Annotated in this window: 25 protein-coding genes; 16 read left to right on the top strand and 9 right to left on the bottom strand. The window is 53.0% G+C overall.

Annotation, left to right across the window (positions count from 1 at the left end):
• Positions 1-21: 21 nt before the first annotated feature.
• Entirely contained in the window at positions 22-741 is a 720-nt protein-coding gene (gene ompR, locus M2374_RS16110) for a two-component system response regulator OmpR (protein WP_001157751.1), read from the top strand.
• Positions 738-2,090, top strand: coding sequence for a two-component system sensor histidine kinase EnvZ (gene envZ / locus M2374_RS16115; RefSeq protein ID WP_096759268.1), 1,353 nt, complete (start codon positions 738-740; stop codon positions 2,088-2,090). The genes ompR and envZ overlap by 4 nt, the downstream gene beginning before the upstream one ends.
• A 55-nt stretch (positions 2,091-2,145) precedes the next feature.
• Here envZ and nadS read toward each other — a convergent pair whose 3' ends face one another.
• The 3 genes from nadS to pckA form a co-directional block, all read right to left on the bottom strand.
• Positions 2,146-2,442, bottom strand: coding sequence for a NadS family protein (nadS, locus tag M2374_RS16120; protein ID WP_003837894.1), 297 nt, complete (start codon positions 2,440-2,442; stop codon positions 2,146-2,148).
• A 52-nt stretch (positions 2,443-2,494) separates the two neighbouring features.
• On the bottom strand, positions 2,495-2,812 hold the full coding sequence (locus M2374_RS16125; RefSeq protein ID WP_181688683.1) for a type II toxin-antitoxin system RelE/ParE family toxin: 318 nt from the start codon (positions 2,810-2,812) through the stop codon (positions 2,495-2,497).
• A 123-nt stretch (positions 2,813-2,935) separates the two neighbouring features.
• The gene (pckA, locus tag M2374_RS16130) at positions 2,936-4,558 is read right to left on the bottom strand and encodes a phosphoenolpyruvate carboxykinase (ATP) (RefSeq protein ID WP_115257300.1); all 1,623 of its coding nucleotides are present in this window, start codon (positions 4,556-4,558) and stop codon (positions 2,936-2,938) included.
• 378 nt (positions 4,559-4,936) lie between these two features.
• Here pckA and M2374_RS16135 point away from each other — a divergent pair, with 378 nt between their 5' ends.
• Entirely contained in the window at positions 4,937-6,655 is a 1,719-nt protein-coding gene (locus M2374_RS16135; protein ID WP_181688684.1) for a DUF4153 domain-containing protein, read from the top strand.
• 50 nt (positions 6,656-6,705) lie between these two features.
• Here the strand turns inward: M2374_RS16135 and hslO are convergent, their stop codons facing one another.
• Genes hslO through igaA form a run of 4 tightly spaced genes read right to left on the bottom strand, consistent with a single transcriptional unit; the run spans position 6,706 to position 10,885 of the window.
• Positions 6,706-7,584 (bottom strand): Hsp33 family molecular chaperone HslO, encoded by an 879-nt coding sequence (hslO, locus tag M2374_RS16140; protein ID WP_181688685.1) that lies wholly within the window; start codon positions 7,582-7,584, stop codon positions 6,706-6,708.
• 24 nt (positions 7,585-7,608) lie between these two features.
• Positions 7,609-8,010: a ribosome-associated heat shock protein Hsp15 gene (gene hslR / locus M2374_RS16145; protein WP_115257302.1), complete on the bottom strand. Its 402-nt coding sequence runs from the start codon at positions 8,008-8,010 to the stop codon at positions 7,609-7,611.
• Between the two features lie 10 nt (positions 8,011-8,020).
• The gene (gene yrfG, locus M2374_RS16150) at positions 8,021-8,689 is read right to left on the bottom strand and encodes a GMP/IMP nucleotidase (RefSeq protein WP_096759274.1); all 669 of its coding nucleotides are present in this window, start codon (positions 8,687-8,689) and stop codon (positions 8,021-8,023) included.
• 60 nt (positions 8,690-8,749) lie between these two features.
• Positions 8,750-10,885: an intracellular growth attenuator protein IgaA gene (gene igaA / locus M2374_RS16155; RefSeq protein ID WP_181688686.1), complete on the bottom strand. Its 2,136-nt coding sequence runs from the start codon at positions 10,883-10,885 to the stop codon at positions 8,750-8,752.
• 323 nt (positions 10,886-11,208) lie between these two features.
• Here igaA and nudE point away from each other — a divergent pair, with 323 nt between their 5' ends.
• On the top strand, positions 11,209-11,769 hold the full coding sequence (gene nudE / locus M2374_RS16160) for an ADP compounds hydrolase NudE (RefSeq protein WP_161959015.1): 561 nt from the start codon (positions 11,209-11,211) through the stop codon (positions 11,767-11,769).
• A gap of 95 nt (positions 11,770-11,864) precedes the next feature.
• On the opposite strand, the gene mrcA is transcribed toward nudE, so the two are convergent.
• The gene (mrcA, locus tag M2374_RS16165) at positions 11,865-14,417 is read right to left on the bottom strand and encodes a peptidoglycan glycosyltransferase/peptidoglycan DD-transpeptidase MrcA (protein ID WP_161959014.1); all 2,553 of its coding nucleotides are present in this window, start codon (positions 14,415-14,417) and stop codon (positions 11,865-11,867) included.
• 120 nt (positions 14,418-14,537) lie between these two features.
• Between mrcA and M2374_RS16170 the strand changes: the two genes are divergently transcribed.
• The 12 genes from M2374_RS16170 (at position 14,538) to trpS (ending at position 24,727) form a co-directional block, all read left to right on the top strand.
• Positions 14,538-15,317, top strand: a complete 780-nt coding sequence (locus tag M2374_RS16170; RefSeq protein ID WP_135911290.1) for a DNA utilization protein HofM — start codon at positions 14,538-14,540, stop codon at positions 15,315-15,317.
• On the top strand, positions 15,317-15,856 hold the full coding sequence (locus tag M2374_RS16175; RefSeq protein WP_181688687.1) for a PilN domain-containing protein: 540 nt from the start codon (positions 15,317-15,319) through the stop codon (positions 15,854-15,856). Before M2374_RS16170 ends, M2374_RS16175 begins: the two co-directional genes overlap by 1 nt.
• Positions 15,840-16,310, top strand: coding sequence for a hypothetical protein (locus tag M2374_RS16180; protein WP_181688688.1), 471 nt, complete (start codon positions 15,840-15,842; stop codon positions 16,308-16,310). Before M2374_RS16175 ends, M2374_RS16180 begins: the two co-directional genes overlap by 17 nt.
• A complete protein-coding gene (locus M2374_RS16185) occupies positions 16,300-16,704 on the top strand; it encodes a HofP DNA utilization family protein (RefSeq protein ID WP_137362549.1) in 405 nt (134 codons plus the stop codon). The genes M2374_RS16180 and M2374_RS16185 overlap by 11 nt, the downstream gene beginning before the upstream one ends.
• Entirely contained in the window at positions 16,616-17,854 is a 1,239-nt protein-coding gene (hofQ, locus tag M2374_RS16190; protein ID WP_181688689.1) for a DNA uptake porin HofQ, read from the top strand. Before M2374_RS16185 ends, hofQ begins: the two co-directional genes overlap by 89 nt.
• A gap of 403 nt (positions 17,855-18,257) precedes the next feature.
• Positions 18,258-18,779: a shikimate kinase AroK gene (aroK, locus tag M2374_RS16195; protein ID WP_003023552.1), complete on the top strand. Its 522-nt coding sequence runs from the start codon at positions 18,258-18,260 to the stop codon at positions 18,777-18,779.
• A gap of 55 nt (positions 18,780-18,834) precedes the next feature.
• Positions 18,835-19,923, top strand: coding sequence for a 3-dehydroquinate synthase (gene aroB, locus M2374_RS16200; protein ID WP_115257310.1), 1,089 nt, complete (start codon positions 18,835-18,837; stop codon positions 19,921-19,923).
• Positions 19,924-20,019: 96 nt separating this feature from the next.
• Positions 20,020-21,330 carry a cell division protein DamX gene (gene damX / locus M2374_RS16205; RefSeq protein ID WP_115257311.1) on the top strand — a complete coding sequence of 437 codons (1,311 nt, stop codon included), beginning with the start codon at positions 20,020-20,022 and terminating at the stop codon, positions 21,328-21,330.
• Positions 21,331-21,447: 117 nt separating this feature from the next.
• Positions 21,448-22,284 (top strand): adenine-specific DNA-methyltransferase, encoded by an 837-nt coding sequence (gene dam, locus M2374_RS16210; protein WP_115257312.1) that lies wholly within the window; start codon positions 21,448-21,450, stop codon positions 22,282-22,284.
• Positions 22,285-22,301: 17 nt separating this feature from the next.
• Complete coding sequence (rpe, locus tag M2374_RS16215; RefSeq protein ID WP_181688690.1) at positions 22,302-22,979, top strand: ribulose-phosphate 3-epimerase; 678 nt, start codon at positions 22,302-22,304, stop codon at positions 22,977-22,979.
• Positions 22,972-23,730, top strand: a complete 759-nt coding sequence (gene gph / locus M2374_RS16220; protein WP_117342457.1) for a phosphoglycolate phosphatase — start codon at positions 22,972-22,974, stop codon at positions 23,728-23,730. The genes rpe and gph overlap by 8 nt, the downstream gene beginning before the upstream one ends.
• On the top strand, positions 23,723-24,727 hold the full coding sequence (gene trpS / locus M2374_RS16225) for a tryptophan--tRNA ligase (protein WP_137399883.1): 1,005 nt from the start codon (positions 23,723-23,725) through the stop codon (positions 24,725-24,727). The genes gph and trpS overlap by 8 nt, the downstream gene beginning before the upstream one ends.
• 106 nt (positions 24,728-24,833) lie before the next feature.
• Here the strand turns inward: trpS and M2374_RS16230 are convergent, their stop codons facing one another.
• Positions 24,834-25,001, bottom strand: coding sequence for a DUF4223 family protein (locus tag M2374_RS16230; RefSeq protein ID WP_096759289.1), 168 nt, complete (start codon positions 24,999-25,001; stop codon positions 24,834-24,836).
• Positions 25,002-25,082 lie beyond the last annotated feature (81 nt).

A 25,082-nucleotide genomic window follows, 5' to 3' on the forward strand; every position in this document is an offset into this window, starting at 1 on the left:
GAACCTTTGGGAGTAATAACAATGCAAGAGAACTATAAGATTCTGGTGGTCGATGACGACATGCGCCTGCGCGCGCTACTGGAACGTTATCTGACCGAGCAGGGCTTCCAGGTTCGAAGCGTCGCAAACGCTGAGCAGATGGATCGTCTGCTGACCCGTGAATCCTTCCACCTTATGGTACTGGATTTGATGCTGCCAGGTGAAGATGGTCTGTCGATTTGCCGCCGCCTGCGTAGCCAGAGCAACCCAATGCCGATCATCATGGTGACGGCGAAGGGGGAAGAGGTTGACCGTATCGTTGGGCTGGAAATCGGCGCTGACGACTATATCCCGAAACCGTTTAACCCGCGCGAACTGTTGGCGCGTATTCGTGCCGTACTGCGTCGTCAGGCAAATGAACTGCCGGGCGCGCCGTCTCAGGAAGAAGCGGTTATCGCTTTTGGTAAGTTCAAACTGAACCTCGGCACCCGTGAGATGTTCCGTGAAGATGAACCTATGCCGCTGACCAGCGGTGAATTTGCCGTGCTGAAAGCGTTGGTCAGTCACCCGCGTGAGCCGTTGTCCCGTGATAAGCTGATGAACCTGGCCCGTGGTCGCGAGTACTCCGCGATGGAACGTTCTATTGACGTGCAGATTTCCCGTCTGCGTCGTATGGTGGAAGAAGATCCGGCACATCCACGTTATATTCAGACCGTATGGGGTCTGGGCTACGTCTTTGTCCCGGACGGTTCTAAAGCATGAGGCGAATGCGCTTCTCGCCACGAAGTTCGTTTGCTCGCACGTTATTGCTCATCGTCACCTTGCTGTTCGCCAGCCTGGTGACGACTTATCTGGTGGTGCTGAACTTCGCGATCCTGCCGAGCCTCCAGCAGTTTAATAAGGTCCTGGCTTACGAAGTCCGTATGCTGATGACCGATAAACTGCAGCTGGAGGACGGCACGCAACTGGTCGTGCCTCCCGCATTCCGCCGGGAAATTTACCGTGAGCTGGGGATTTCCCTCTATTCCAACGAAGCCGCTGAAGAGGCGGGGTTGCGTTGGGCGCAGCACTATGAATTCTTAAGTCATCAGATGGCGCAGCAGCTGGGCGGCCCAACGGAAGTTCGCGTTGAGGTCAACAAAAGCTCGCCGGTCGTGTGGCTGAAAACCTGGCTGTCTCCGAATATCTGGGTTCGCGTTCCTCTCACTGAAATTCATCAGGGCGATTTCTCGCCGCTGTTCCGCTATACGCTGGCGATCATGCTGCTGGCAATCGGTGGTGCATGGCTGTTTATTCGTATCCAGAACCGGCCGTTGGTGGATCTGGAACATGCGGCGTTGCAGGTGGGTAAAGGCATTATTCCGCCGCCACTGCGCGAATATGGTGCCTCTGAGGTGCGCTCGGTGACCCGAGCCTTCAACCATATGGCGGCGGGCGTGAAGCAGCTGGCCGATGACCGAACGTTGCTGATGGCCGGGGTGAGCCATGATTTACGTACGCCGCTGACGCGTATCCGCCTGGCGACCGAGATGATGGGGGAAGAAGACGGCTACCTTGCGGAGTCCATCAATAAGGACATCGAAGAGTGTAACGCCATTATCGAACAGTTTATCGACTATCTGCGCACCGGGCAGGAGATGCCGATGGAGATGGCGGATCTGAACGCGGTGTTAGGAGAAGTCGTTGCGGCAGAAAGCGGTTATGAACGTGAGATTGATACCGCGCTGCAGCCTGGCCTCATTCAGGTGAAGATGCATCCGCTGTCGATCAAACGCGCGGTTGCCAATATGGTGGTCAATGCTGCCCGCTATGGTAATGGCTGGATTAAGGTTAGCAGTGGCACAGAGCCACATCGCGCCTGGTTCCAGGTCGAGGATGATGGTCCGGGCATCAAGCCGGAGCAGCGTAAGCATCTGTTCCAGCCGTTTGTACGCGGCGACAGTGCCCGCAGTACCAGCGGTACCGGTCTGGGCCTGGCGATCGTGCAGCGCATCATCGATAACCATAACGGCATGCTGGAAATCGGCACCAGCGAACGCGGTGGGCTGTCGATTCGCGCCTGGCTTCCTGTTCCTGTCTCCCGTGTGCCGGGAACAACCAAAGACGCATAAAAAAGGGAGGCGAAAGCCTCCCTCTGTTTATGGGGTAAACAGTAAAACCTCTGGCTTAAATTGCTTTTAATTGATTAATTATAAATGGGTTTTTTTGAATTAATAAAAGCAGTTTTCTTGGTGCTCCAGTGGGTTGGCGTCGTTTCGTTTCCCAGCTTTTAACCAGGTCATAACTCACACCAACCGCTATGGCAAAATCCTGTTGGCGTAACCCTGTTGCTTCGCGGATGGCTTTAACATCAATTTCGCTAAAAGTATGCACATGTTCAGGTTTAGGTGTTTCTTCACCTTTCTCTATACGTACCATTTCTTCTGCACTGGCCAGCAAATCGGCAAATAATTCGTCTTTCATTTTGGCCTCACCACACCGGATCGCGGTGTCCTGATGATTAAAATTCTCATAATTAAATCAGCATATCGGATAAGTGCATTAAAACGGTTTTTTGCTCTTCGGTTAAATCATCCTGTTCATTCTTAGGATAGAGCAAAGCCAGATAGATTCGACCTTTACGCGTCACGTTGTAATAGATAACCCGAATACCGCTGCGCTTACCCATACCAGAGCGACTCCAGCGAATTTTTCTGAATCCCCCCGTACCAGCGATAGTATCCCCTGCCTCAGGGTTTTCAATAAGCGCCTCTTGAAAGGCACGAAACTCATCGTCAGGTAAAAGTAACGGACGGCGTTTACTAAATCCCTGTAGCTCAATAAATGTGAACATGGCGCTTCCTGCGCATGGGGCTAATAGTACAAATTATAGGTGTACAGAGTACATTTTAAAAGAGTAAATACAATAAAAAGCCCCTTATCCTTTCAGATAAGGGGCCATATAACGAATCAAAAATTACAGCTTCGGACCGGCGCTGACTAACGCGGCACCCGCTGGGGTATCGGTATACTTCTCGAAGTTTTCGATAAACAGTTTCGCCAGCGCATTGGCTTTTTCCTGCCACTGTTCTGGTGACGCGTAGGTATTACGCGGATCGAGAATACGTGTGTCTACGCCCGGCAGTTCGGTTGGGATCGCCAGGTCAAACATCGGCAGACGGAACGTTTCTGCGTCATCCAGAGAACCGTTCAGGATGGCATCGATAATGGCGCGGGTATCTTTAATAGAGATACGTTTGCCGGTACCGTTCCAGCCGGTGTTAACCAGATAGGCCTGTGCGCCAGCAGCCTGCATGCGTTTCACCAGCACTTCTGCGTACTGCGTCGGGTGCAGTGACAGGAAGGCCGCACCGAAACAGGCAGAGAAGGTTGGGGTCGGTTCAGTCACGCCGCGCTCGGTTCCAGCCAGTTTGGCGGTGAAGCCAGACAGGAAGTGGTACTGGGTTTGATCTGCGGTCAGACGGGATACCGGTGGCAGAACGCCAAACGCATCGGCGGTCAGGAAGATAACCTTGGTGGCATGGCCCGCTTTTGACACTGGCTTAACGATATTATCGATGTGATAAATCGGGTAGGAAACGCGGGTATTCTCGGTTTTAGAACCGTCATCGAAGTCGATAGAGCCATCTTCACGTACGGTGACGTTTTCCAGCAGCGCATCGCGGCGAATCGCATTGTAGATTTCTGGTTCTGCATCTTTAGACAGCTTGATGGTCTTCGCGTAGCAGCCGCCCTCGAAGTTGAACACACCGTCGTCGTCCCAGCCGTGCTCATCATCGCCAATCAGGCGACGTTTCGGGTCGGTAGACAGCGTGGTTTTACCGGTACCGGACAGGCCAAAGAACACCGCCACATCACCTTTTTCACCGACGTTTGCCGAGCAGTGCATGGAGGCAATGCCTTTCAGCGGCAGCAGGTAATTCATCACGGAGAACATGCCTTTTTTCATCTCTCCGCCGTACCAGGTCCCGCCAATTAACTGAATACGTTCAGTCAGGTTGAAAGCCACGAAGTTCTCAGAGTTGAGCCCCTGTTCTTTCCACTGCGGGTTGGTGCATTTCGCACCGTTCATCACGATAAAATCAGGTTTAAAATCAAGCAGTTCTTCATCGCTTGGGCGGATAAACATGTTTTTAACGAAATGTGCCTGCCAGGCGACTTCGGTAATAAAGCGCACTGAAAGGCGGGTATCGGCGTTCGCGCCGCAGAATGCATCAACGATAAACAGGCGTTTGCCTGAGAGTTGCTGGGTGACTAATCCTTTCAGGTGCTGCCAGGTTTCCTGAGAAAGCGGTTTGTTGTCGTTCTTACCTTTACCCTTGTCGGACCACCAGAGCGTATCTCGCGTGGTGTCGTCACGGACAATGTACTTATCCTTTGGTGAACGCCCGGTAAAGATACCGGTATCAACAGCAACGGCGCCCAGATTAGTTAACACTCCGCGCTCGTAGCCTTCCAGATTTGGATCAAGCTCTTCCTGGTACAGCAGGTCGTAGCTGGGATTGTAAACGATATCCTGAACGTCATTGATACCATAAGCCTCGAGATCTTGCGGGGTTAAACTGTTGTTCACACGCATTTCACTGCTCCTTAGCCAATATGTATTACCTGGAATAGTAAGGTTTTTTAGGGATTGTTAACCGCGACAAGGCTCATAGATTTACGCATCCGGCAAAATCACAGATAACTGAATACGCTGCGACTCCTGTCGCAAATAGGCGGATATTATGGCAGGAAACCCTTTTTTGTTGTGGAAAATGTTCCTAAAACGTTAATGGAGAGTATATTTGGCGGGAATCTTGTGAGTGTAATCGCATTCATGTAGGAAAATAACGTAACTCAAACATATGAAATATCGATTCACGTCGCGTTGTGAGGGGCTGAAAGACACCGGTAAGTGCCAATAATTGTGATGTTGATGCGATAATGATCTTTTCCCTTCATTCTGGATTACGACATGGACAGTGTTGAGCTTTCACGTACGACCCGCTGGGGCATGATGTTTATTGGTCTGCTGCAAGGCGTAGTGTGTTACCTGCTGATGACTTACCTCATCCCCCATAACAGTAGCTGGCTGTTCTATGGAATGCCTGTAACGATAGCGCTGACGTCGGCGATTCTGCTTTCTGTGGTCTCGTTTAAACAGCGCGCGCTGTGGTGCTGGATGGCGGTGATCTTCTGCGTCGTACTGGCGATGAGCATCTGGTTGAAGGGGCACGTTGCAGGAGGGAACCGGTGGAATGAGAATGAGATTTTCTTTGTCTACGGTTGGCGCCTCTTTCTCATGGCTATGCTGGCGTTACCCTGGATCCAGTACCAACTCCATACGCGTACCGACCAGGCGCGCTATCCGCAGTTTTACAGCCAGATATGGCTGAATGTTCTGACATTGCTGATCGTCTTTGTCGCCAACGGCCTGTTCTGGATGGTCCTCTTGCTGTGGAGCGAGATGTTTAAGCTGGTCGGTATTCCCTTTTTTAACACGCTATTCTTTGAGACCGACTGGTTTGGTTATGTAACGTTTGGCCTTATTACCGCGCTGGCGGTGATTCTGGCACGTACGCAGTCACGCCTGGTGACGGCGGTACAAAAGCTTCTGACGTTGATCGCCACGGGTCTGTTGCCTCTGGTCGCGTTGTTAGCGCTGATGTTTATGCTGACATTACCCTTTACCGGTCTGGAGGCGATTTCGCAACGGGTGTCTGCGGCGGGGCTGATGTCGACGCTGACGTTGCTGCTCCTGCTATTGATGGTCGTTGTGCGCGAGCCGCAAAAACGCGACTTACCCTATCCAGGGGCATTACGTTATCTGATTAACACCTCACTTCTCGTCGCCCCGGTTTATATGTTGATAGCCAGCTGGGCGCTCTGGGTCCGCGTCAATCAGTATGGCTGGACGCCTGAGCGTCTGCATGGTGCGCTGATCATCGCAGTGCTGCTGGTTTGGTCATTCGGCTACATGGCGAGCATTATGCGCCGTGGACACAATCCACTGGAAATTCAGAGCAAAGTCATCCTCGGTGTTTCGTTACTGTCTCTGGGACTGTTGATTCTGCTGACGTCGCCGGTCATTGATGTCTGGCGTATTAGCGTCAACAGCCATATGGCCCGTTATCATAGTGGCCAAATTTCACCGGATCAGGTCAGCCTGTACATGTTGCGTAATAGCGGAAAACCGGGGCGTGCTGCGTTGGAGGCGTTACAAAAAGATGACGCTTTCACTAAGGACAGTAAGCGCAGACGTGATTTAAACGCCATTCTACGCGGGAACCTCGATCCCATGCGGGAACTGACCACAACGCAACTGGCACCGATGGTGATGATTGCGCCGGGTAGCAAAAAACCCGATGACGCATTCTGGCGGTTTGTAAAACAGCAAAGCTACCGCATTAACTCCTGTGTTGAGCAGGATGCATGCGTGTTAGTGAATCAGGATCTTAACGCAGATGGTCAGCCGGAGCAGGTGCTTTATGCTTTTGGCGAGGGAGAAAGTCTGATCTTTGGCATGAAGGAAAAGCAATGGTCTTTGCTCGGCGCAGCCCAGTTACCTGAAGGATTCACGAAAGCGACGCTTTTGCAGGCGGTGGAAAATCACAGGCTGACTACAGCCCCCAGAATCTGGCGGGATATCACTCTCGATGGGAAACGGTTAGAGATTAACTACTACGCTGAGTAAACGCTGGAACAAGTAGCCCGGCAGAATGGACTGTCTGCCGGGCTATGAACTTAATGCACTTGTGGGTCAGCAGGGGATGCGTTGTTGCGGATCTCAGCAATATCCATCGCGTTAAACAGATAATGGCTCGCGCAGTAATCGCAATTCATATCGATCTCGCCTTCTTCAGCCAGAATGCTGTCCACTTCTTCGTCCGGCAGGGTTCTTAGCGCATCTGCACAACGCTCACGTGAACAGGTGCATTTGAACACCACGTCCTGTGGATCGTACAGGGTCACCTCTTCTTCGTGGTACAAACGCCACAGCACATCATTTGCTGGCAGCGTCAGCAGCTCTTCGGCTTTAATGGTTTCCGTCAGCATGGCGAGGTGGGTAAAATCATCGGCCTGCGCGTCTTGTGCTGGCATCACCTGCAACAGCATACCGCCTGCTGCTGGCTTGCCATCGACGTCGCCAGTGCGGATAAACAGACGCGTTGGCAGCTGTTCTGAACGCAGGAAGTAATCTTCCAGACAGGCGGCCAGCGTGTCACCTTCCAGACCCACCACGCCCTGATAGCGTTCACCTTCTTCCGGTGTAATGGTGATCACCAGATAGCCGTTACCGACCAGCGTTTTCAGATCTGCATCTTCAGGGATATCGCCCTGAATACGCGCGACACCGCGCATCTGCTGCTTGTTGTTACCGTTAATCACCGCCAGGCTCAGCGGGCCATCGCCCTGGAGCTGTACGGTGATATCACCGGCAAACTTTAGCGTAGCGGTCAGCAGGCTGGTGGCGACCAGCAGCTCGGCCAGCACGGTTTTAACCGGCTGTGGGTAAGTATGGTTTTCGAGGATCTGTTGCAGGGTTTGTGAAACGGTTACCAGCTCGCCGCGCACGGCAAAGTTTTCAAACAGATAACGATGTAATTGGTCATGTTGCGGCATAATCATCTCTCTTGCGGGTGACAGTCATTCACTGTCGCCGTGTTTAAATCGTAACAGGTCGCGGCGCTCTTTTTTGTCCGGTCGCCTGTCCGGGTGCGGCATGGTCAACGCGTTAAGTTTACGCGCCAGCGCTATTTTTTCGCGCTTTTCCACGCTTTGCGCGGTTTCTTCGTACAGCGTAACGGCTTCCGTTGCCGGGCGACGCTGTTCGGTAATGGCCTTAATAATCACCGTCCGCTCGTCATTTCCCTGGCGCAAGGTGAGGGTGGCATTCAGCTCGACAATCTTGCTCGGCTTACTGCGCTGCCCGTTGTAATGCACCTTACCGCCTTCAACCATTTCGCGAGCTATCGCACGCGTTTTATAAAAACGCGCAGCCCACAGCCATTTATCCAGCCTGACGTCAACAGGGGGCTTCTCTTTCATGGCATCTCCTTCACATCAGTGAGGGGATCAGTCGGCGGTAGTCATTCAGTGACGGATGGCGTGCATACTGTTTTTCCGCAATACCTGAATCGGGATTGGTCACGCCGAGGCAGTATCGAATGCCGAATTGAGCAGCGGCGTCGAGAATGGCTTCGCTGTCGTCAATAAACAGCGTTTTCTCAGCACGCATTCCCGTTTCTTCAGCTACAGCGTGCCATAACCGCTGATCCTCTTTGGGATAACCAAATGTATGGGTGGAAAGTAATAAATCAAGGTGTGAGGCCAGACCGGTATGCTCCAGCTTCACCGCCAGGTTATGTGGATGCGCGTTGGTCAGCAAAATACGGCGCTTGCCGCAGGCCTTTAAGGCATCAAGAAAGGGGACAGTATCTTCGCGCAGCACGGCGCGTGGCCCTTGGGCTGTCGTCATGGCACAAATATCCAGACCCAGGCGTTCGCTCCAGTAATCCAGGCAGTACCAGTTTAGCGTATGTTGCACGGCGTGATATTGCTGGCGAATATAGTTCTGGGCTTCCTCGGGAGAGATCCCCTGCTGCGCGCCATACGTTTCCGGCACCAGTTTTTGCCAGAAATAGTTATCGAACGCCAGATCGAGCAGTGTGCCGTCCATATCCAGCAGCACGGTGTCGACGTCCTGCCAGGCGATATCAATATGCATAGGAACTCCCAAAGGAAAACAGATGCGCGACAGGGTAGCATATCCTGTCGCGCGGGCGTGTTATCGAATGAGGCTTTCCGGATCGTCAATCAGCGTGGGATTCAGGCAACTTTCGTAGTATCCCTGAATTTCTGCGATGCGTGAGCGGTGGCGCTGGTAGCGTCTGAACGCCTGAATGCCGTTATAGAGCGCACAACCCAGCATGGAAAACATCAGCAAGGTGGTGCCGAGGTAACGCCACAGGCCTGAACGATCCGGGATACGGTGCAGCCCGATGTGCTGGGTTCCATTGGCATCGGTCGTGACATTGGTGACGATCCCTTCCGCGCGGAAGGGTGTCTGCATGAGCATCTGCGCCAGACGCTGGAAGGCGTTCCACTGCTCCTGAGGCGGATAGTCATACAACGATGTGGCAGGCCAGGGCTGATCGACCAGATCGCTGCCTTCGTCACTGATAATCAGGAAGCCGCCAGGTGCAGGGCTGTTCAGTGCCTGAGCGGCGCGGGCGGTCTCGCGTGCAATAAACGGCGCAGTGGAGGTATTGACCAGGTTATCCAGCGACTCGGCGCTGACCGGGCGCAGCAACACGTTTACACCATCCAGCTTACCTGCGTTGGCCCGCTTCACCAGCGCGGTCCAGTCTTTACTGTTACCTAGATTGACCAGCGCATTTTTCAGGCGCACACATTCATCTTCGGCGGCGCACAGGTCGGCAGTCTTCAGGACAATCTCACCAAAGTCATCCAGTAATACCATGCCGGATTTCTGAATGGCCGATCGTAACGATGCGCTGACACGGGAATCATCATCGGGTTTGGGGTGTAGTTGGCGGCTGACGGCCTGCGTGAGTGCCGTCGCTTTATTCACCAAATCGGACTCGGGCAGCGGCAGCGCGCGTGCATCATTCCAGATAATCTGTGAGCAATCGAAAGGTAGAAAAGGCGTGGTGGGCTGTGCGTTCCAGCTTCCGGATGTGTGAATGTTGCACATTCCCGTACCGCTCAGATGCAGGGTATCGCCGACGCGAACCCCGGCGTTTTCGAGCTGCTTAACGCTGGTGGCCTCGATAGTTTGCGCGCCTTTCATCCAGGACAGCGTGAATTTTATCGGCATATCCAGCGGGATCCAGAACAGCAGCATCAGCAGGACCAGCAACGATCCTCCTGCGATAACAGCGCTACGTAGCCAGTGCTGCAAGGGGAAGTTTTTCACTTCGTCATGCAAGGATAAAAAACGCCCCTGGCGGACAACATGGCGATCGAGATAAATATCGATATCCGTTTGTTGCCCGAGATCTTGCGCAATGTAGGGCTGCCAGTGAGGCGGATAAATCAGATCGATAATACCCAGTGAGATATTATTAATATGTTCCTGGTCGTTTTCGCCAAACAGCCCCCAACGACGCGGGGTTCCGCGCAGGCAATGGATCTCCCGCAGGGCAGTTTTAGACGGCGGGGCGAACAGTCCCCACAGGCCCGCAGCCAGCAGCAATACGGCACCACCGGCCAGCCACGGTACAAAGCCATCCGGCACGATTAGGCAAAAGAAGAACAACAGGAAAGATGCGGCAATCAGCAACGCCTCGCGGAGTCCTGCCGGGCGGCTCAGCGCATACTCTTCATGTGTTTCCTGGCGAATATTTAGCAGCTCAATTTGCTCGCTTTCTTCACCACGAATAGAGGCCTGCGTCGATGCAGTATGCTGTAGCGCATAGCCACGCGCTTCCTGCATGTACTCTTGCAGCGTATGACCGTTTAACGAGATCACCAGCGGTAGCGTATTTGTGTGGATCAGCTCAACGCTATTTTCGTCATTGATGTATTGTTCCCAGAAGGGAGGCAAATGCACTTCGACGGAATCCAGATAATAACGCCACTTATTGGGATCGTCCGTGGTGATACCGTAGCGCGTAATCGAATGGGTCAGCACGATGACGCTATTACTTTGGGCATTCAGTGTGAGCGATACAGGGACGGCGCTGGCGCCTGTTGGGCCAGGTATCTGCTGATTTTGACTCAGGTTTTCCAGGTAGTTTTCGACTGCGCTGCGCTCTTCGGGCGTCAGTTTACGCTTATTGGCGTCTGAGAAAACGTTACTCCAGGGCAGTTTTTGCCGCCTGGATTTTGATCTGAGTCGCCACCCTGCAAGTAACGAGCAGGCCAGCAAAGCAGCTAAAAAAATCAGAATGGTGCTCATGCTTTCCCCATCTTACTTAGTCTGTCAGGCGTGGTCAGTCGCACCCTGGAAAATAATCGTGATTCTGTCGTTGGCTATCGGCAAGCGTGGAGTTGAACTTGAGCATCTTTAAAGTACAGCCCAGTAAATGCGAATCATAGCAAAATCACCAAAAACGGCATATCAGCAAATTCCTGGAGTTATTTCAACCTATTGACTTTTAATTTGAAATGGGAATTAACTTTTAGTACGTTACATAAATGTAAATAAACGGCAATTCACATTGCCGAAACCGTGCGGTATATCGCACAATGACCCCAGATTTCACGGCAAAGACTCTCACGATGAGCAAATCATTACAAAAACCCACGATTCTGAAAGTGGAAACCGTCGCACAATCCCGGCTGTTTAAAGTCGAAAGTGTTGACCTTGAGTTCAGCAACGGCGTACGCCGCGTCTACGAACGTATGCGTCCGTCCACGCGCGAAGCGGTAATGATTGTGCCGATTGTTGATGACCATCTGATTCTCATCCGCGAATACGCGGTCGGGACCGAATCTTATGAGCTTGGTTTTTCCAAAGGGTTAATCGATCCCGGTGAAAGCGTGTTTGAAGCGGCGAATCGGGAGCTGAAAGAAGAGGTCGGATTTGGGGCAAATGACCTGACGTTTTTGAAAAAACTCAGCATGGCACCGTCCTATTTCTCCAGCAAGATGAACATCGTCGTGGCCGAGGACCTGTATCCTGAATCGCTGGAAGGTGATGAACCCGAGCCGTTGCCGCAGGTGCGCTGGCCGTTGGCACATTTGATGGATTTGTTAGAAGACCCGGACTTTCACGAAGCGCGTAATGTGAGCGCGCTGTTTCTGGTGCGTGAATGGCTGAAAGGGCAGGGACGACTGTAGCGTATAGCGCCGGAAGGTGACGCCAGAGGCGTCTTATCCGGCCTACCATGTTGCGTTAAGTAGGCCGGATAAGCGAAGCGCCATCCGGCAATAGATCAGAACAGTTCGTGAGCCTCACCATTATCAATAATGGTGGTCCCCACTTCATGTACCGCCTGCTGTGTGGGCTGAGTCCCTTCAATAAAATACTCTTCGCGACTGTTGCCGCCGCTCGCCAGTTGACCGGTGCTGCGATCGATATTGACCGTTACGATACCTGGCGGTGGCGTCAGCGGCTGCTCTGGTACGCCCTCTAACACACTCTTCATATAGGCATCCCACGCTGGCTGGGCACTCTTCGCCCCCCCTTCATAGCCGGAGATCTGATCTTTGATCGCACCCGAGGCCGTAGAGTGTCCAAGGTTACGGCGATGGTCATCAAAACCAATCCATACCGAGGTCACGACCCCTGGGCCGTAGCCGGAGAACCAGGCATCTTTCGAGCTGTTGGTGGTCCCGGTTTTACCGCCGATATCTCGACGTTGTAAATCACGACCTGCACGCCAGCCGGTACCCATCCAGCCTGGCTCACCAAAGATATTGGTGTTCAGCGCGCTTTTAATCAGGAACGCCAGCGGCGTGTTGATCACATGCGGGGCGTATTCCTGGGTCCCGCTTTGCGCGACCAGCGCCTGATTCGCCTGCTCAAGTTGCGGCATTGGCACCGCGGCATTCTGCTGTTCCTGAGAAATGGCAACGTCTTCAACGTTACTGTTTTCCAGCACGTTAGATTTCTGGGTGTCGCCATAAATCACCGGAATATCACACTCCGGACAGGCAATTTTGGGCTTCGCTTCGAAGATAACACCGCCCTGATCGGTTTCAATCTTGCTGATGAAGTACGGATCAACCAGGAAACCACCGTTGGCCATCACCGCGTAGCCGCGGGCAACCTGCAGCGGGGTGAACGAGGCGGAACCCAGCGCCAGCGACTCGGTATGAACAATATTTTGCGCCGGGAAGCCAAAACGTTGCAGATACTCTGCTGCGTAATCTACGCCCATCGCGCGCATGGCGCGGACCATCACCACGTTCTTCGACTGACCCAGCCCCTGACGTAAGCGGATAGGGCCGGCATATTGCGGCGGTGAGTTTTTCGGCTGCCAGTCAGAGCCTGCACCCGCATCCCAGCGGGAAATTGGGACGTCATTCAGCATACTGGCCAGCGTCAGGCCTTTATCCATTGCCGCGGTGTAGAGGAACGGTTTGATATTCGAACCGACCTGACGTAACGCCTGGGTAGCACGGTTAAACTTGCTCTGGTTGAAATCAAAGCCACCAACCAGCGCCATTACCGCGCCGTTTTGCGGATTGATGGAGACCAGCGCGGAGTTGACGTCAGGAACCTGTGCCAGCCACCAGGCGTCACCGACCTGGCGGACCCAGATTTGCTGACCCGTCTGGACAACATCGGTCACTTTTCGCGGCGTCGGGCCCTGTTGGGTATCGGATCGGTAAGGACGCGCCCAGCGCATGCCTTCCATACGCAGCGCCACCGATGTGCCGTCCGCCAGCGTGGCGGTCGCTTCCTGTGGATTTGCGTTGGTGACCACCGCCGGCAGCAGCGGTCCGTAGGTCGGCAGCGCTTTTAGGGAGTCGGTGATTTTCTTGGTGTCCCAGGCGCTTTCGCCCACTTTCCATAGCACGTTTGACGGGCCACGGTAGCCGTGGCGCATGTCGTAATCCATGACGTTATTACGGACCGCCTGCTGGGCCGCCTGTTGGACTTTACGCGTAATGGTGGTGGTGATGCGATACCCGTCTTCATAGGCTTTTTCACCATAACGGCTATACATTTCCTGGCGCACCATTTCAGACAGATACGGCGCAGAGAAGGCAATTTCCGGCGCGTGATAGTTGGCGTCAATAGCTTCGCTGCGTGCCTGATCGTACTGGGCCTGCGTGATGTAGTTTTCGCTCAACATACGCGACAGCACAACGTTACGTCGCGCGGTAGCCCGGTCCATTGAATAGAGCGGGTTGAAGGTTGACGGTGCTTTTGGCAGACCGGCGATGACTGCCATCTCGCTTAAGCTGAGCTGGTCGACCGTCTTACCGAAATAGACTTGTGCTGCGGCACCAACGCCATAGGCGCGATACCCCAGGTAGATCTTATTCAGATAAAGCTCGAGGATCTCATCTTTACTCAGCAGTTGCTCGATGCGGATCGCGAGGAAGACCTCTTTGATCTTACGCATCAGCGTGCGTTCCGGGCTGAGGAAGAAGTTTCTCGCCAACTGTTGGGTGATGGTACTCGCCCCTTGCGACGCGTGCCCGGAGAACAGCGCAACGCTGGCCGCACGGAAGATCCCCACCGGGTCAACGCCGTGGTGCTCATAAAAGCGGCTGTCTTCGGTGGCGATAAAGGCTTTGACCATTTCCGGCGGCATCTGATCCAGCGTGACCGGAATACGACGTTTCTCGCCATATTGCGCGATCAGTTCGCCGTCAGCGCTGTAAACCTGCATCGGGATCTGCAAACGCACATCTTTTAACGTCGCGACGTCAGGTAATTGCGGCTCAATATAGCGATAGAGGCCATAAATCGAGCCTGCTCCCAGCAGGATGCAACATACTGCAAGGATTAATAAATACTTTACGAACTTCACTGGAGATTTCCCATTTAGTGGCATTTGGGCAGTTTATAAACAAACGCGCGGTAGTATAAAGGCAAGCCAGACGCATTGATATACCCGTTAAAGCAACGGGTGATAAGGAGATCATCAGCAATGGCTTTCAATATCTGGCAAATTGGTCTGCATATTCAGCAACATGACGTGCTGGCTGTGGCCGTCGTTCGCGACGCCTCCGGTTGGTTTCTACAGCGCTGGTGGCGGTTGCCGCTGGCGAACCAGACGATTGTCGACGGGCACATTCGCGCACCTGAACAGCTCAGCAAGGTGTTATTGCCGTGGAGTCGTGAACTCCCTCGCAGACACCACATTCATCTGTCCTTTCCCGCCCACAGGACGTTACAAAAAAAGATCCCCCGCCCAGTCATGACGCTGCGTGAGCCAGAACAAACGGCATGGTTGTCTGGGTCGATGGCGCGTGAGCTGGATATGGACCCAGATGCGCTGCAATTCGATTATAGCGAAGACACCTTAAGTCCGGCCTTTAACGTGACCGCCGCGCAAAGCAAAGAGGTGTCGACCCTCCTGACGCTGATGCAAACGCTGAAAGTACAGATAACCGCCATTACGCCGGATGCCAGCGCGTTACAGCGCTTTATACCGTACTTATCGGCGCATCAGCAGTGTCTGGCCTGGCGCGATGACGCGCAGTGGTTGTGGGCGACTCGTTATGCATGGGGGCGTAAACCGGTGGGCGACAGTCACGCTATCGACGATCTTGCTGCAACATTATCGCTTTCCCCGGAAGAGATTGCGTTGTGCGGGCCAGGCCGTTTTGACCCCTTAAGCGTGGTGTCTGTTCGTCAGCCGCCCATTCCGCCTGAAAGTCATATCTTTACTATTGCGCTTGGGCTGGCAATGGGGGGAACAGACTGATGATAGCGACCATCAACCTTCTCCCCTGGCGTCAGTCACAGCGGCGCGCCTGCCTGCGGTTTTGGGCTGTTTTATTTAGCGGATCGCTGCTGTTGATCGTTGGCTGTGCACTGAGCTATTACGCTGTCGTCATCGAAGACAACCGGGCAAAAACGGTGAAGATAGCTGCGGAGAAAATGCGGGGCGAGACGCTTGTGGCCCAAAAACCGCATTTACTCCTGCGCCAGCAACAATGGCAACAGCGACAGATGCGTAAAACGCAGCGAGATCAGACGCGAAGCTGGCAACCGATGCTCGAAGGACTGGCAAATTTACTGCCCGAACAGGTGTGGCTGACAACCCTGACCTGGCAACATGAAGTGCTGGAACTGAGCGGAATGGCGCAGAACTTTAGCGCCCTCAATACGCTGGAAACGCAATTACGCAAACAGTCCTTTTTTCGCTTAGGCGACCCCGGCGAAACTCAGAAGGATGCGTTGGGACGTTGGCAATTTCACTATCGTCTGACGCGGAGCGTAATGCATGAACGTACTCTGTGATCGTTGGCTGGCCTTGTCGCCGCGTTGTCGAATCGTCTGCTGGGGGGGCTGGAGTGTCACCATGGCGCTGATGGTCATGTTGTGCCTGCTTTATCCGCTACGGCAAGAATGGAACGTACAACGGGAGGAACTGCGGCAGCAACATGCGGCGAACCAGGCGCAATGGCGGAATCTGTACCAACTGGTTACACCGGCTGACCCCACACTTTGGGCTAATGACGAGAATACGATGCCTTTTTCCGCTCTGGATTTTCAGACTCCGCTTTCACGCCTGACTCACTGGCAGCCTTCTGCACAGGGCGGGGAGATGACGCTGAATCCCGCCTGGGATGCTGTTCCAGCATTGTTTGTCCGGCTGGCGGAACGGGGGATGCAGGTCAACAGTTTTTCTCTTCGCCTGGAGGATGCCGAGCTGATGCTTACACTGCAGCTGGAGCGCCTGAATGACGGTTAAGCGTGGACTGTTGGTGGGGATTAGCCTGCTGATACTGACCGGGATGCGCGATCCTTTCCAGCCGCCGGAGGATCGTTGCCATACCACTGAGCTGTCGACGTGGCGTTATCAAGGCGCGGTAAGCCGGGGAGCGCGCCTGATTGGCCTGGTTCAGGATGGTAAAAATACATGGCGGCGGATCGAACTGCATGAGGCGCTGAAGGGGGGATGGACGGTTTCTCATATCTCGGCACAAAGCATAACTATTGAGATGGGTAAAGACTGTGAGCCGTCACGCTGGCAGTGGCAACGACAAGGAGAAGGGTATGAAGCGATGGATAGCCGTGGTGCTGATGGTCGTCATCCCCAGCGTGCTGGCGGGAAAAGCGCCAAACGTGACGCTGGTGGTGGATGATGTTCCCGTGGTTCAGGTATTGCAGGCGATGGCTGAGCAGGAAGGAAAAAATCTGGTGATTTCGCCCGATGTCAGCGGCGTGATGTCGTTGCATCTGACGGATGTCCCGTGGAAGCAGGCATTCCAGACGGTGGTGAAAAGCGCCGGACTGGTGTTGCGCCAGGAGGGGAGCATCCTGCATGTGCATTCGGTAGGCTGGCAGAATGAAAATGTGGCACGCCTGGAGAGCGAGCAGGCGCGGCGGCAGGCCAGTCTCCCGCTGGAACATCGCAGCATTGTTTTGCAGTACGCTGACGCCGCCGATCTGGCAAAAGCGGGTGAGAAACTGCTGAGCGCCAAAGGCAGTATGACGGTAGATAAACGCACGAACCGACTGCTGCTTCGCGATAACAAACCTGCGCTGATGGCGCTGGAAACGTGGGTGTCGCAGATGGACTTGCCGGTTGAACAGGTCGAACTGGCGGCACACATTGTGACGATTAACGAAAAAAGCCTACACGAGTTGGGCGTGAAATGGTCGCTGGCCGACGCCACGCAAGCGGGGACGGTGGGCAACGTCACTACAATGACCAGCGATCTCTCTGTGTCCGCAGCGACGTCGCGTGTGGGGTTTAACATTGGTCGTATCAATGGTCGTCTACTGGAACTGGAGCTGTCTGCACTGGAGCAAAAACAGCAGCTTGATATCATCGCCAGCCCACGATTACTGGCTTCTCACCTGCAACCTGCCAGTATTAAGCAGGGCAGCGAGATCCCTTATCAGGTATCCAGCGGGGAAAGCGGAGCCACGTCTGTTGAGTTCAAAGAAGCCGTACTGGGAATGGAGGTGACGCCAACCGTGCTGCAAAAAGGGCGAATTAGACTAAAGTTGCATATCAGCCAGAATGTCCCCGGGCAGGTGTTACAGCAGGCGGATGGCGAAGTACTGGCTATCGATAAGCAGGAAATTGAAACGCAGGTCGAGGTAAAAAACGGAGAGACAATCGCGCTGGGTGGGATTTTTTCGCATAAAAATAAATCTGCGGCGGACAGCGTGCCGTTGTTAGGCGATATCCCCTGGCTTGGATATTTATTTCGCCATGACGGTAAAGAGGATGAGCGGCGCGAGTTAGTGGTTTTTATCACGCCCAGACTGGTCTCGAGCGATTAATTTATGCATGAAAAGCCGTTGTTTTTGCACTGGACATGTTTCAGAAATTTGACGTGCGGGTGTATTTAGCATACAAGGAGTACCGATTTGAGCGTCGGTCGTTTTCTTTACTTGTGCACCGGTAATACGCTTTGCCTTTCTGGTGGTGTGTCATGGGTTGATTTGGCGTCATTTGGCCGTGCGATTCGTTGCCAGGCCTGATGTTTGCAGGGCAATACGCCTGCCACGACCAGAAATGCGAAAGGTTTGGTGATTTATTCAGTTGCCAAACCCGCTTGAGTATTGAGATAATTTTCAGTCTGACTCTCGCAATATCTTATGAGGTTTCAGTTCATGTCCTGCTGCGCTGAGTGTCTGCGAAGCGGGTTTACCATTAACGAATAGTCTTAGTAGTACCGAAAAAATGGCAGAGAAACGCAATATCTTTCTGGTTGGGCCTATGGGTGCCGGAAAAAGCACTATTGGGCGCCAGTTAGCTCAACAACTCAATATGGAATTTTACGATTCTGATCAAGAGATTGAGAAACGAACCGGAGCTGATGTGGGCTGGGTCTTCGATGTAGAAGGTGAAGACGGCTTCCGCGATCGCGAAGAAAAAGTCATCAACGAGTTGACGGAAAAACAGGGTATTGTGCTGGCAACTGGCGGTGGCTCTGTTAAATCACGTGAAACACGTAACCGTCTTTCCGCGCGTGGCGTCGTGGTCTATCTTGAAACGACAATTGAAAAACAACTTGCGCGAACTCAACGCGACAAGAAACGCCCACTGCTGCAGGTAGAATCACCGCCTCGCGAAGTTCTGGAAGCGTTGGCTGACGAACGCAATCCTCTGTATGAAGAGATTGCTGACGTGACCATTCGCACCGATGATCAGAGCGCTAAAGTCGTGGCAAACCAGATTATTCATATGTTGGAAAGCAACTGATTCTGGCTTAATACACTCGTCTGCGGGTACAAGTAACTAAGGTGGATGTCGCGTCATGGAGAGGATTACAGTCACTCTCGGGGAACGTAGTTACCCTATCACCATCGCGGCTGGTTTGTTTAATGAGCCGGCTTCATTCTTACCGCTGAAATCGGGCGATCAGGTTATGTTGGTGACCAACGAAACCCTGGCTCCCCTTTATCTTGATAAGATTCGCGGCGTACTTGAACAGGCGGGTGTTAATGTTGATAGCGTCATCCTTCCCGACGGCGAGCAGTATAAAAGCCTGACGGTGCTGGATACGGTATTCACAGCATTACTGCAAAAACCGCACGGTCGCGATACCACGCTGGTTGCTCTTGGCGGCGGCGTGATTGGCGATCTTACCGGTTTTGCAGCCGCCAGCTATCAGCGCGGCGTACGTTTTATTCAAGTTCCGACAACGCTGTTGTCGCAGGTTGATTCCTCCGTTGGCGGCAAAACCGCCGTAAACCATCCCCTCGGCAAGAACATGATTGGTGCTTTTTACCAACCCGCTTCCGTGGTGGTGGATCTCGACTGTCTGAAAACGCTTCCTGCGCGTGAACTGGCGTCGGGTCTGGCGGAAGTGATCAAATACGGCATCATCCTTGACGGTGAATTTTTCAGCTGGCTGGAAGACAATCTGGACGCATTACTGCATCTGGACGGTCCGGCAATGGCGTACTGTATCCGCCGTTGTTGTGAGCTGAAGGCAGAAGTTGTCGCAGCGGACGAGCGCGAAATGGGCTTACGTGCTTTACTGAATCTGGGACATACGTTTGGCCATGCAATCGAAGCTGAAATGGGTTATGGCAATTGGTTACATGGTGAAGCGGTGGCCGCAGGTATGGTAATGGCTGCTCGTACGTCAGAACGTCTGGGTCAGTTTTGCTCCGCGGACACGCAGCGCATCATTACGCTGCTGAAGCGGGCAGGCTTACCGGTTGATGGACCACGTGAGATGTCCACTCAGGCCTATTTACCGCACATGCTGCGAGATAAAAAAGTGTTGGCGGGGGAGATGCGTTTAGTTCTTCCGTTGGCAATAGGGAAGAGTGAAGTGCGCGGCGGAGTGTCGCACGAGGTGGTTCTTAACGCTATTGCTGATTGCCAGCAGGCGTAACAACAAGAAAGGTCCGGCTTGCGTTGTAAGGCGTAAGTCTTTTAGCTTCAGGTTATGTGCAACGTCGTAAGCATTAACCTTTGAGTGGGGTGTTAAATGGATGAATTCAAACCAGAAGACGAGCTGAAACCCGATCCCAGCGATCGTCGTACTGGTCGTTCTCGTCAATCGTCTGAACGCGATAATGAGCCGCAAATCAATTTTGATGATGTTGATCTGGATACTGACGATCGTCGTCCAGCGCGCGCGCGTAAAGAACGTGACGAAGAGCAAGACATTGAAGAAGACTATGAATCTGATGACGATACCGTGGATGAAGAGCGTGTAGAACGCCGTCCGCGTAAGCGTAAGAAGGCCGCCAGCAAACCTGCCTCTCGTCAATATATGATGATGGGTGTGGGGGTTCTGGTGCTGCTGCTGTTGATAGTCGGCATCGGTTCAGCGTTGAAAGCCCCCTCATCTCCCTCTTCCAGCGATCAGACGGCGTCTGGCGAGAAGAGTATCGATCTTTCTGGCAATAGCGCGACCGATCAGGCGAGTACCACTCAGCCTGCAACGACTGCTGAGCAACCGGCTGGCAATGCGCAGCAGGATGTTTCTCTGCCGCCAATTTCTTCTACGCCAACTCAGGGGCAAGCACCTGTTGCCGCTGAAGGTCAACAGCGTGTTGAAGTTCAGGGCGATCTGAATAATGCCCTGACGCAACCGCAAGGTCAGGAACAGGTGAACAACGTGGTTGTGAACTCCACGCTGCCAACCGAACCTGCTACCGTTGCACCTGTTCGTAATGGTACTACGGCGCGTCCTGCAACAACGGAGCCTGCTGAGCGTCACGCGACTGCGCGTCCGGAACGCAAACAGGCCGTTATTGAGCCGAAGAGCAAACCGCAGACGACCGTGAAAGCAACGCCGACAGAGCCAAAACCTGTTGCCCAGGCGAAGCGCACTGAACCGACTGCGCCAGTGACTGCACCGGTTACTACGACCAAAGCACCTGCGGCAACGACTGCGCCAAAAGCGACAGCTGAGCCTAAAGCAACCGTCAGTACCACCACACCTGCGCAGACTGCTACTCCTGCGCCAACTACGGCAACGCCTGTAGCGGGCGGAGCAAAAACGGCAGGTAATGTTGGGGCGTTAAAATCAGCGCCGTCCAGTCATTACACTCTGCAGCTCAGCAGTTCTTCTAACTACGACAACCTGAACGGTTGGGCGAAGAAAGAGAACCTGAAGAACTACGTGGTGTATCAGACGACGCGTAACGGTCAACCGTGGTATGTTCTGGTGACGGGTGTATATGCATCTAAAGACGATGCAAAACGTGCGGTGTCTACGTTGCCAGCCGACATTCAGGCGAAAAACCCGTGGGCGAAACCGCTGCATCAGGTTCAGGCCGATCTGAAGTAAGATAGGATATGTTCTGCAATGGTTTGATGTTTCGCCCAATTGCGGGACAAAGACTAAAGCGCAGGATGCTGTCGGAGCTTTCTCCACAGCCGGAGAAGGTGTAATTAGTTAGTCAGCATGAAAAAAAATCGCGCTTTTCTGAAGTGGGCAGGGGGAAAATACCCCCTGCTTGATGATATCAAACGGCATTTGCCTCAGGGCGAATGTCTTGTCGAACCCTTCGTGGGTGCAGGGTCGGTGTTCCTCAACACCGACTTTTCTCGTTATATTCTTGCCGATATCAACAGCGACCTCATCAGTCTCTATAACATCGTGAAGTCGCGTACCGATGAGTATGTGCAGGCTTCGCGCGAGCTGTTTGTCCCTGAGACCAATCAGTCTGAGGTGTACTATCAGTTCCGGACAGAATTTAACGCCAGCCAGGATCCATTCCGACGTGCGGTACTGTTCTTATACCTCAACCGTTTTGGTTACAACGGCCTGTGTCGGTACAACCTGCGTGGCGAATTTAACGTGCCGTTTGGCCGTTATAAAAAACCCTACTTTCCGGAAGCTGAGTTGTATCATTTTGCCGAAAAAGCGCAGAATGCAGAGTTTCATTGCCTCTCCTATGAAGAGTGCATGGAGCGTGCTGATATCAACTCTGTGGTTTATTGCGACCCGCCTTATGCGCCGCTGTCGGCGACGGCGAATTTCACCGCGTATCACACCAATAGCTTTAGCCCGAAAGAGCAGGCGCATCTGGCCGAAATGGCAGAAAAGCTGGTCAGTAAGCAGATCCCGGTGTTAATTTCGAACCATGACACGCCCGATACGCGCGAGTGGTACCGAGCGGCGAAGCATTTTCAGGTAAAAGTGCGGCGCAGTATAAGCAGCAACGGCGGCACACGTAAAAAGGTGAATGAACTGCTGGCTCTGTACAAACCAGGAGTCGTAACGCCTGCGAAAAAATAATTCTCAAGGAGAAGCGGATGAAACAGTATTTGATTGCCCCCTCAATTCTGTCGGCTGATTTTGCCCGCCTGGGTGAGGACACCGCGAGCGTTCTGGCCGCCGGTGCCGATGTCGTGCACTTCGACGTCATGGACAACCATTATGTACCGAACCTGACTATCGGGCCGATGGTACTGAAATCGCTACGCAAATATGGGATTACCGCCCCTATTGATGTGCATCTGATGGTGAAGCCGGTTGACCGTATTGTCCCGGACTTCGCTGCCGCTGGCGCCAGCATCATTACTTTTCACCCGGAAGCCTCCGAACACGTCGATCGCACCTTACAGCTGATCAAAGAGAATGGCTGTAAAGCGGGCCTGGTGTTCAACCCGGCCACGCCGCTGAGCTACCTGGACTACGTTATGGATAAGCTGGATGTGATCCTGCTGATGTCCGTTAACCCCGGTTTTGGCGGGCAATCTTTCATTCCGCAAACGCTGGAAAAACTGCGTGAAGTCCGCCGTCGTATTGATGAGTCTGGCTATGACATTCGCCTGGAAGTTGATGGCGGCGTTAAGGTGAACAATATCGGCGAAATCGCCGCAGCGGGTGCGGATATGTTTGTCGCAGGTTCCGCGATTTTCGACCAACCTGACTACAAAAAAGTCATTGATGAAATGCGCCATGAACTGGCGAAGGTAAGTCATGGATAAATTTCAGGATATTCGGGGCGTAGCTTTTGACCTCGACGGTACGCTGGTTGATAGCGCGCCGGGATTAGCCGCCGCAGTGGATATGGCGCTGTACGCGCTGGAATTACCCACTGCAGGCGAAGAACGTGTGATTACCTGGATTGGTAATGGCGCAGATGTATTGATGGAGCGTGCACTCACCTGGGCTCGCCTTGAGCGCGCTACGCTGCGTAAAACGACGGGCAAACCGCCCATCGATGACGACATTCCTGCCGTTGAGCAGGTGCGTATTTTACGTAAGCTGTTTGACCGCTATTACGGTGATGTTGCCGAAGAAGGGACGTTCTTATTTCCCCACGTTGCCGATACGCTGGGCGCGCTGCATGCGAAAGGCCTGCCGTTAGGTCTGGTAACCAACAAGCCGACACCGTTTGTGGCACCGCTGCTTAACGCACTGGATATCGCCAAGTATTTTAGTGTGGTCATCGGCGGTGACGACGTGAAAAATAAAAAACCGCATCCCGATCCGCTGCTGCTAGTGGCCTCACGTATGGGGATTGCGCCTGAAAAATTGCTCTTTGTGGGTGATTCGCGCAATGATATTCAGGCGGCAAAAGCCGCTGGCTGTCCTTCGGTTGGTCTTACGTATGGGTATAACTACGGTGAAGGGATCGACCTCAGCCAGCCGGATGTAATATATGACAGCATTAATGACCTTCTGCCCGCACTCGGGCTTCCGAATAGCGAAAATCAGGAATTGAAAAATGACTAAGCCCATCGTTTTTAGTGGCGCACAGCCCTCAGGTGAATTGACCATTGGCAACTATATGGGTGCGCTGCGTCAATGGGTAAACATGCAGGATGATTACCACTGCATCTACTGTATCGTGGACCAGCATGCTATCACCGTCCGCCAGGACGCGCAGAAGCTGCGTAATGCTACGCTGAATACGCTGGCGCTGTATCTGGCGTGTGGTATCGATCCTGAGAAAAGCACCATTTTCGTTCAGTCCCACGTGCCGGAACATGCACAGTTAGGCTGGGCGCTGAACTGCTACACCTATTTTGGTGAACTGAGCCGCATGACCCAGTTCAAAGATAAATCTTCCCGTTACGCTGAAAACATCAATGCCGGTCTGTTCGACTACCCGGTACTGATGGCAGCCGATATTCTGCTGTACCAGACCAATCTGGTACCGGTAGGGGAAGATCAGAAACAGCACCTGGAACTGAGCCGTGACATCGCCCAGCGTTTTAACGCACTGTATGGTGACATCTTCAAAGTGCCTGAGCCGTTTATTCCGAAATCTGGTGCGCGTGTGATGTCCCTGCTGGAGCCGACGAAGAAAATGTCTAAGTCGGATGACAACCGCAACAACGTGATCGGCCTGTTGGAAGATCCGAAATCTGTGGTGAAGAAAATCAAACGCGCCATGACGGATTCCGATGAGCCGCCTGTTGTTCGTTACGATGTGCAGAATAAAGCGGGTGTTGCCAACTTGCTGGATATTCTCTCTGCCGTAACGGGTAAGAGCATCCCGGAACTGGAGCAGCACTTTGAAGGCAAGATGTATGGCCACCTGAAGGGTGAAGTTGCCGATGCCGTTTCCGGTATGTTGACTGAGCTTCAGGAACGTTACCACCGTTTCCGTAACGATGAAGCCTTCTTGCAGCAAGTGATGAAAGATGGTGCAGAAAAAGCCAGTGCGCGCGCAGCAGAAACACTGAAAGCGGTGTATGAAGCAATTGGATTTGTTGCGAAGCCGTAATGTAACGTACGGCTAAAATAAAAGCCGGATTATCTCCCATACTGTTTAATATTATAACGGCATGGGAGATAACCCGGCTTTATATATTTATACGAAATATAAATAATTACAGTGCAGTGTCACCGCAGCCGCCAATGATTTTAGAAATAGAAATGGCTGGGTGCAGAAAATAATCGTAATCACAGGTCTTGTTTTTGTTCTGAACGCTACCGGTGCAGGCAGTCAATGTGGAGAGAGCCAGCAGTACTGCAGCAGCTTTAAGCATGTTTTTCATTTAATAATCCCTATCAATCAATAAAATATCAGTATGCCAATTCCATATGCTTCGAAAAACACGTAGTGAATTAAGCTTGCT

The sequence above is a fragment of the Citrobacter sp. JUb117 genome (assembly GCF_024809055.1).
Classification (GTDB): domain Bacteria; phylum Pseudomonadota; class Gammaproteobacteria; order Enterobacterales; family Enterobacteriaceae; genus Citrobacter; species Citrobacter gillenii.

What these genes read in the sequence shown, in the direction of transcription:
- aroB (WP_115257310.1), top strand. Translation starts at nt 18,835, where the DNA reads ATGGAGAGGATTACAGTCACTCTCGGGGAACGTAGTTACCCTATCACC.
- M2374_RS16185 (WP_137362549.1), top strand. Translation starts at nt 16,300, where the DNA reads ATGACGGTTAAGCGTGGACTGTTGGTGGGGATTAGCCTGCTGATACTG.
- hslO (WP_181688685.1), bottom strand. Translation starts at nt 7,584, where the DNA reads ATGCCGCAACATGACCAATTACATCGTTATCTGTTTGAAAACTTTGCC.
- yrfG (WP_096759274.1), bottom strand. Translation starts at nt 8,689, where the DNA reads ATGCATATTGATATCGCCTGGCAGGACGTCGACACCGTGCTGCTGGAT.
- M2374_RS16170 (WP_135911290.1), top strand. Translation starts at nt 14,538, where the DNA reads ATGGCTTTCAATATCTGGCAAATTGGTCTGCATATTCAGCAACATGAC.
- igaA (WP_181688686.1), bottom strand. Translation starts at nt 10,885, where the DNA reads ATGAGCACCATTCTGATTTTTTTAGCTGCTTTGCTGGCCTGCTCGTTA.
- trpS (WP_137399883.1), top strand. Translation starts at nt 23,723, where the DNA reads ATGACTAAGCCCATCGTTTTTAGTGGCGCACAGCCCTCAGGTGAATTG.
- ompR (WP_001157751.1), top strand. Translation starts at nt 22, where the DNA reads ATGCAAGAGAACTATAAGATTCTGGTGGTCGATGACGACATGCGCCTG.
- pckA (WP_115257300.1), bottom strand. Translation starts at nt 4,558, where the DNA reads ATGCGTGTGAACAACAGTTTAACCCCGCAAGATCTCGAGGCTTATGGT.
- rpe (WP_181688690.1), top strand. Translation starts at nt 22,302, where the DNA reads ATGAAACAGTATTTGATTGCCCCCTCAATTCTGTCGGCTGATTTTGCC.
- M2374_RS16135 (WP_181688684.1), top strand. Translation starts at nt 4,937, where the DNA reads ATGGACAGTGTTGAGCTTTCACGTACGACCCGCTGGGGCATGATGTTT.
- nudE (WP_161959015.1), top strand. Translation starts at nt 11,209, where the DNA reads ATGAGCAAATCATTACAAAAACCCACGATTCTGAAAGTGGAAACCGTC.
- M2374_RS16180 (WP_181688688.1), top strand. Translation starts at nt 15,840, where the DNA reads ATGAACGTACTCTGTGATCGTTGGCTGGCCTTGTCGCCGCGTTGTCGA.
- aroK (WP_003023552.1), top strand. Translation starts at nt 18,258, where the DNA reads ATGGCAGAGAAACGCAATATCTTTCTGGTTGGGCCTATGGGTGCCGGA.
- damX (WP_115257311.1), top strand. Translation starts at nt 20,020, where the DNA reads ATGGATGAATTCAAACCAGAAGACGAGCTGAAACCCGATCCCAGCGAT.
- gph (WP_117342457.1), top strand. Translation starts at nt 22,972, where the DNA reads ATGGATAAATTTCAGGATATTCGGGGCGTAGCTTTTGACCTCGACGGT.
- M2374_RS16175 (WP_181688687.1), top strand. Translation starts at nt 15,317, where the DNA reads ATGATAGCGACCATCAACCTTCTCCCCTGGCGTCAGTCACAGCGGCGC.
- hofQ (WP_181688689.1), top strand. Translation starts at nt 16,616, where the DNA reads ATGAAGCGATGGATAGCCGTGGTGCTGATGGTCGTCATCCCCAGCGTG.
- M2374_RS16125 (WP_181688683.1), bottom strand. Translation starts at nt 2,812, where the DNA reads ATGTTCACATTTATTGAGCTACAGGGATTTAGTAAACGCCGTCCGTTA.
- envZ (WP_096759268.1), top strand. Translation starts at nt 738, where the DNA reads ATGAGGCGAATGCGCTTCTCGCCACGAAGTTCGTTTGCTCGCACGTTA.
- M2374_RS16230 (WP_096759289.1), bottom strand. Translation starts at nt 25,001, where the DNA reads ATGAAAAACATGCTTAAAGCTGCTGCAGTACTGCTGGCTCTCTCCACA.
- nadS (WP_003837894.1), bottom strand. Translation starts at nt 2,442, where the DNA reads ATGAAAGACGAATTATTTGCCGATTTGCTGGCCAGTGCAGAAGAAATG.
- dam (WP_115257312.1), top strand. Translation starts at nt 21,448, where the DNA reads ATGAAAAAAAATCGCGCTTTTCTGAAGTGGGCAGGGGGAAAATACCCC.
- hslR (WP_115257302.1), bottom strand. Translation starts at nt 8,010, where the DNA reads ATGAAAGAGAAGCCCCCTGTTGACGTCAGGCTGGATAAATGGCTGTGG.